Origin of the sequence: Trinickia sp. (assembly GCF_051961175.1) — a bacterium.
Lineage (GTDB): Bacteria > Pseudomonadota > Gammaproteobacteria > Burkholderiales > Burkholderiaceae > Trinickia.
The window spans coordinates 1-5,645 of the sequence record NZ_JBQCDN010000184.1; the positions used below are offsets into that span (position 1 = coordinate 1).

6 protein-coding genes and 3 pseudogenes are annotated in these 5,645 nt (G+C 60.6%); 4 read left to right on the forward strand and 5 right to left on the reverse strand.

The window, feature by feature from the left end; genetic code table 11:
• The 5 genes and pseudogenes from ACTHL0_RS10365 to ACTHL0_RS10385 form a co-directional block, all read right to left on the reverse strand.
• The coding region (locus tag ACTHL0_RS10365; protein WP_440566640.1) for a BON domain-containing protein at positions 1-204 on the reverse strand (204 nt) is incomplete at its 3' end.
• Between the two features lie 87 nt (positions 205-291).
• Entirely contained in the window at positions 292-528 is a 237-nt protein-coding gene (locus tag ACTHL0_RS10370; protein ID WP_440566641.1) for a hypothetical protein, read from the reverse strand.
• Between the two features lie 79 nt (positions 529-607).
• Positions 608-1,258, reverse strand: a complete 651-nt coding sequence (locus ACTHL0_RS10375; protein WP_440566642.1) for a BON domain-containing protein — start codon at positions 1,256-1,258, stop codon at positions 608-610.
• 361 nt (positions 1,259-1,619) lie between these two features.
• Positions 1,620-2,054 carry an Hsp20/alpha crystallin family protein gene (locus tag ACTHL0_RS10380; RefSeq protein ID WP_440566643.1) on the reverse strand — a complete coding sequence of 145 codons (435 nt, stop codon included), beginning with the start codon at positions 2,052-2,054 and terminating at the stop codon, positions 1,620-1,622.
• A gap of 226 nt (positions 2,055-2,280) precedes the next feature.
• Positions 2,281-2,436 (reverse strand): annotated as a pseudogene (locus ACTHL0_RS10385) (SDR family oxidoreductase); the annotation flags it as partial.
• A 260-nt stretch (positions 2,437-2,696) separates the two neighbouring features.
• Between ACTHL0_RS10385 and ACTHL0_RS10390 the strand changes: the two are divergent.
• From ACTHL0_RS10390 to ACTHL0_RS10405, 4 genes and pseudogenes are all read left to right on the forward strand, one after another.
• Positions 2,697-2,948 (forward strand): c-type cytochrome, encoded by a 252-nt coding sequence (locus ACTHL0_RS10390; protein ID WP_440566645.1) that lies wholly within the window; start codon positions 2,697-2,699, stop codon positions 2,946-2,948.
• Positions 2,949-2,988: 40 nt separating this feature from the next.
• Positions 2,989-3,378, forward strand: coding sequence for a DUF3564 family protein (locus ACTHL0_RS10395; RefSeq protein WP_440566644.1), 390 nt, complete (start codon positions 2,989-2,991; stop codon positions 3,376-3,378).
• A gap of 366 nt (positions 3,379-3,744) precedes the next feature.
• Positions 3,745-4,583, forward strand: a pseudogene (locus ACTHL0_RS10400) (phosphate acyltransferase).
• A pseudogene (locus tag ACTHL0_RS10405) lies at positions 4,576-5,103 on the forward strand (acetate/propionate family kinase); the annotation flags it as partial. The pseudogenes ACTHL0_RS10400 and ACTHL0_RS10405, both read left to right, overlap by 8 nt.
• Positions 5,104-5,645 lie beyond the last annotated feature (542 nt).

The following is a 5,645-nucleotide window of genomic DNA, read 5'->3' on the forward strand; positions in this document are numbered from 1 at the left end:
GGTAATCCGGTTCATCACACCGATGACCCCAAGCGTGCGGCTTGCCACCATCTCGGCGGTGTTGCGCTGCGCGCCCCAGTCGACTTCGCCGGTGAGCGCGACGCAACCACGATCGACTTGCACGTGAACAGCATCGCAAGGAATACCCTCGGCCCACCTCAGTTCCTCTTCCACTTCCTGCTTCAATTGCTTATCGGATTTCATCGTCGCTCTCCTCTCGATTGGATCGTGCTCGGATTTCGCATACAGACAGCCTGCGAAAGTGAGGCTAGGGCGCGCGAATGCCAAGCGCTACAGCTTGAAAGAGTGCGCCATCTTATGCTCGACCCAGACCATCCCTTCGCGCAAACCGTCCAGCACCGCTTCCCGCTCAGTTCTAAACACTTTGAAATGCTTGAACTGATGCTCGAATTTTCCCTTCGGGTCGCTATGGCCCACGCGGATCGTGCATACGAATCCGTCGGATGCCGGACTGACTTCGACCGAAACCGACCAATCGTGCGCGCTAACGTTGCCTGACACCGCCATGATGAATGCCTCGACTGGAAGAAACTTGGCACCCCGCGGGACCGCGGGATCGCGCCTGCACCACGAGCCGGCAGAGACATCACTCGATCTCGAGATCGTCGATGACGGCATGAACGCCCGGCGCCGACCACGCCGCCCCACGCGCAAGCGAGCGCTCCGCGTACGACGCGACTTTGCCGGATAACGTTACTGTGCCGTCCCGAACTTTGATCTGAACATGCTTGGCAGTGCGTTCCGCATGACGTTGCATCGCCCTGCCGATCTTCTGAGTGATGTCATTCGCAGCCTTGGGTCCCGACACTTCGATCAGGTTCGTCACGCCGGTCACGCCGCGCATGTGGCCGATCGTGCGCGCCGCGAGATAGCTCAGACGCGCATTGTCGACTTCCCCGCGCAACGTCACCCAGCCTCGTTCGACTTGCACTTTGACCGCATCCTCTCCAAGCCCAACGGTCCAGCGCAGCATGGCGCGCACGGCGCTCGCCGTCTCTTCGTCGGTGTGCACGTCGTCGTTTGGAAGATGGACTCGCATATCCACGACGACTGCCTTCACGCCCGATACGCGCTGAGCCGCCTTCTCCGCTGCAAGCTTTTCCGCGTAGCTCGACGGGTGGCCCGATAAGGTAACGACGCGATCGGTCACCTCGACGCCGATTTGCGCCGAATTGATCGATGGATCGAAATCGAGTTCCTCTGCGACCTCGTCCCTCAGTTGCTTGTCCGTCTTCATCTCACGCTCCTTTCATCTGCGCATCGCCCGATTCGCGCCGCCGGTGAGCCTCAAGCTCGCCTGGGAGAATCACTCGCCGACTCGGCCACATTAATATGGAAGTCGGACGCGATTGTGTTTCTGACGTGGGTCAAACACCGCGAAAGCAGCGCGAATAACGTAGTCGAAAATGTGGTTGTGTCCGATTGAGCACAGTGGCACACCGTGTTGCTCATTTTTCGCATCTGGGCGGGATGCTGGGAGCAATAGTGTGCTTGCTCATTTGGGTGCATCATGATCTGTCGAATTCGCAGGACGCGAGCACACAAAAGAGGCGCGGCCACTAAAACACGGCCGCGCCCGAAACCGCGTCGTTGAACGATCAGCAGATCTCCAGACGCTTTTGCGGCGCGTCCTTTTTCTTCTGCAGTGTCAACGACAGCACGCCGTCCTGATACTGGGCGGACGACGCGCCCTCGTCGATGTCGCTCGCCAGCGAGAAGGAGCGACTGATCACGCCGGAATAGCGCTCACGGCGGATTACACGCTCGCCTTCCTTCATCTCCTTGTTGCGCTCCGCCTTGGCGCTGATCGACACCACATTGCCATCAACCTTCACATCGATATCCTTTTTATCGACGCCGGGCATCTCGGCCTTCACCGTATACGCCGTGTCGCTCTCAGAGACATCGATCTTGATGTCGGACAGCGGCGTCTCGGCTTCGAACCCCAGGCTGCGCATTGGCCGGAAAAAACCCTGGAACAGATCCGCCACGGGTTCCAGAGAAAACGGGTCATAACGCGTTACGTTGCTCATCGCATTCACTCCTCGGTTCGTCATCAAACCATGGGTACACCCGCACCCATGTCAAGCCTTCGCCTTGTGCCGCTTAAGGATGTTCCGCTGCGACGCTGCCGCGTCCGCTATTGCGATCCGGCCACCACCAGGCGATGCTGGACTCAATGTAGACGGTGCGGCAAGGGGCCGATTGACTTGCAACAACTCACGGTCATGTCGACGAATGCCCGCAAAGCGCCGCCCCTCACTGCGTGTGCATGCCGCCGTTGATCGCGAGGTCGGCACCCGTGACGAAGCCCGCATCGTCGGTGCAAAGGAACGCGACGAGCGCTGCGATCTCGTCGGGACGCCCGAAACGGCCGACCGGAATCTGCGGAAGAATTCGCGTTTCCATGACGTCGTTACCCGGCTTCGATTCGTCGATCGTCCGCGACGCGCTACTTCAGACCGGCAAGCGATTGAAAACGGAAACAGGCGTCGCCATGCAGCGAGAAGACGCTTGACTTGGGTCAATGAGGAGCCCGGCTGCGTCATTACAGTGAATGTAACGCCCTCGTTTGGAGACCAGCGATGAACGCGTGGCAAGAGGAATTTGCAATCGGCGTGGCCTGCGTCCTCGCTGCGGGGCTCGTCTCGCCAGCTTTCGCTCAGCCCGAACCCATGGAGTTGATCGATCAGCAACACTGCATGTTCTGCCACACCGTCGACGCGCCCTTCCTGGCCCCGTCTTTCCGCCAGATCGCAGAGCACTATCGTGACAAGCCCGACGCGGCCGATATGCTCGAACAGAAGCTGCGTCTGGGCGGAAAGGCGCATTGGGGCGATACGCCGATGCCGCCACCGGCGGAGCGCGGAGGCCCGCTTTCGCCGCAGGATGCGCGCACGCTCGTCGATTGGGTCCTGGCCCAGTGATGCCGATCGCGCCCCCATCATCCGCCGAAAGGAGAATGCGATGCGAATCACCCTACATCTCGATACGCTCGACCGTGTCAACCCTGCTGCGTATGCAATTCTCTGGCTGGACGACACCTCGTTCAAATGGTCGCGCGAGGCGCACCTAGGGCTCGCACTGCCCGCATGGGGTACGCTGCGCACGGACGCGGGAAACACCCTGATTTGCGGGCCGTTCGACACGCAACCGCTGTGCGTGCTCGAAGGGCTAGCGCTCGGCAAGCAAGGAGGCTCGTTCGACCGTGAAACCGGACGCGCGCACTTATACCCTCGCGATGAGGCAAATGCAAAGTCGGGGCATTGGCACGTGCAGTGCGTCGATTGTGAGCACATAGAGCCTGAGTTCGGCATCTTCGCCGACGAACCAAGCGGCTCGAAGCGGTACGCGTAATGATTGGATAAGCGATCGCGCGATTCCTAGCGCCCACGAGTTCGCACACTCGCAATCGACTCTGGGTGAGGCGCGAATGATGGCGATCATTCGTGCTTCGACGGATGCGATCATCACGATCGACGAGGCGCAGCGGATCGGGCCAGGAATTCCCGATCGACGCGTCGATCTCGCAGATTCACGACGGCAGCGGCAAGCTCTATACGGTGATAGGCATTTGCGCACGATGCTCGGCATCGACATCCGGAAACTGCTGTTGCGGATTGAATGCTTGCCGCGGTTGACACAGATCAGCCCGCATCGTTTGTCGCCTGCGTAGAGTGATTTCGATGTTCGATTCGCCGCGACAACAGTGAAGGGAAACGCATGGAAGACGACCGCTTGCGCAATCACCCATTCGCCGAAATCGCGATCGGCGAGTCAGCATCGCTCGTACGCACCGCCGGGCGCGATGAAATCCACCTGTTCGCCGCCGTGGCCGCCGACGCAAACCCGGAACACATCGCCGCGTAATTCGCCGCGCACGACATGTTCGGCCAAGTCGTCATCCGCGGTATGTGGACGGGCGCACTGATTTCGGCCGTGCTCGGCACCAAGCTGCCCGGCCCCGGCACGATCTACCTCGATCAAACCCTGCAGTTCCGGCATCCGGTCAGGCTGGGCGACACGATCACCGCCACCGTAACCGTCAAGGAAAAGCACGCGGACAAGCGCATCGTGTTGCTCGACACGCGCTGCGCGAACCAGAAGGGTGAAATCGTGCTGCGCGGGACGGCGACGGTTATCGCGCCGTCAACCCGCATCGACTGGCCGTACATGCCCCGAATCCCAAGATGCCGTCCACACTCGATGCGGCAGCGCTTACCGTGATGGCCGCACGCGGACAGATCACCGACGGCCTCGTGGACGGCCCGCTTGCGTTCGACAATGCAGTCAATCTCGACGCAGCGAAGACGAAAGGCATTATCTCGCCCGTCGCGGGCCAGGCCGACATTCTGCTCATGCCTGATCTGGAAGCAGGCAACATGCTCGTCAAGCAGCTCATGCTGTTCGCCGGTGCCGATGGCGCTGGGCTCGTGCTCGGTGCGCGATTGCCGATTATCCTCACGAGCCGCGCCGATTCCCTGCGCGTGCGCCTCGCATCCGCCGCGCTCGCCAAGCTCGTTGCCGAACGCACGCGCCACGGGCTGCCCGATCATGAGTGATCCGCTTTTGCTCACCACCAATCCCGGCTCATCGACGATCAAGTTCGGTCTGTTCTGCGTAACGGGGGGAAAGCCGGTGCGCATCGGCAGCGGCAAAATCGATTTACGCCGAAGCCCGCTGGAACTGGATCTTTCCAATGACGGCGAAGCCATTCGCATTCCACTGAGCGCCCCGCTCACGGACGATTTGCACGAGGTCATCGACGAAACGCTCAATTGGCTCGCAGCTCATTTCTCGTTGAAGGACTTCGCGTCGGTTGGTCATCGGGTCGTGCATGGCGGCGACCGATTCAAAGGCCCGGTCGCTATCGACGATCAAACCCTGGCGGCCATCGAGGCGCTCGTCCCCCTTGCGCCGCTGCACCAACCGCAAAGCGTGCGGCTCATTCGTGCGATTCGGACGCTGCGGCCGCGCCTATCGCAATCGGCATCGTTCGACACGGCGTTTCATCAAGGCCAGTCCGATCTGGTGCGGCGTTTCGCCATTCCCCGGCATCTCTTCGAAGAGGGCGTCAAACGAACGCGCACAACGCGCGTGTCATCAGTTGTGTCGCGAGCGGTGTAGCGGTTCTCGTGATTGCGACGGACGAAGAGCGGGTGATCGCGCAAGAGGCCATATCCCTGCTCTATAACGACGCTTCGCCGTTGCGGCAGGAATCCACTGTTCCTCCGCCGTCGCACAAGGTCGACCGGTAAGGATCGGACCGCCTCAGCATGCCGATGCTAACTTCACTTTGCGCTCGCTATTGCCGTAAGAGGTAATAAAAGGGATAACACAAAGCCCTGCCCTGGCGCTGTCCGAATCAAGAGCTCGCCGTTGAAGGGCATCTCCCCCCTTTCTTGACTCGCGTCAAATACAACGCAGCCCATGGGAGCAAGATCTCCAATAGGACCGCACCCTGCGGGCGGGTAACCAACTTGGAATCGCTACGGGTGTGGCCGGCGCATTCGGCGCTTTCCTGAACAAGTACGCACCGGTACGCGGTGGCGCCGCGATCCATCTCATGACCGGAGAGTAAACATGAACGCCTCTCGAACTGAAACCGCCGTCGAACGGACCGG

What these genes read in the sequence shown, in the direction of transcription:
- ACTHL0_RS10375 (WP_440566642.1), bottom strand. Translation starts at nt 1,258, where the DNA reads ATGAAGACGGACAAGCAACTGAGGGACGAGGTCGCAGAGGAACTCGAT.
- ACTHL0_RS10390 (WP_440566645.1), top strand. Translation starts at nt 2,697, where the DNA reads ATGGAGTTGATCGATCAGCAACACTGCATGTTCTGCCACACCGTCGAC.
- ACTHL0_RS10370 (WP_440566641.1), bottom strand. Translation starts at nt 528, where the DNA reads ATGGCGGTGTCAGGCAACGTTAGCGCGCACGATTGGTCGGTTTCGGTC.
- ACTHL0_RS10395 (WP_440566644.1), top strand. Translation starts at nt 2,989, where the DNA reads ATGCGAATCACCCTACATCTCGATACGCTCGACCGTGTCAACCCTGCT.
- ACTHL0_RS10380 (WP_440566643.1), bottom strand. Translation starts at nt 2,054, where the DNA reads ATGAGCAACGTAACGCGTTATGACCCGTTTTCTCTGGAACCCGTGGCG.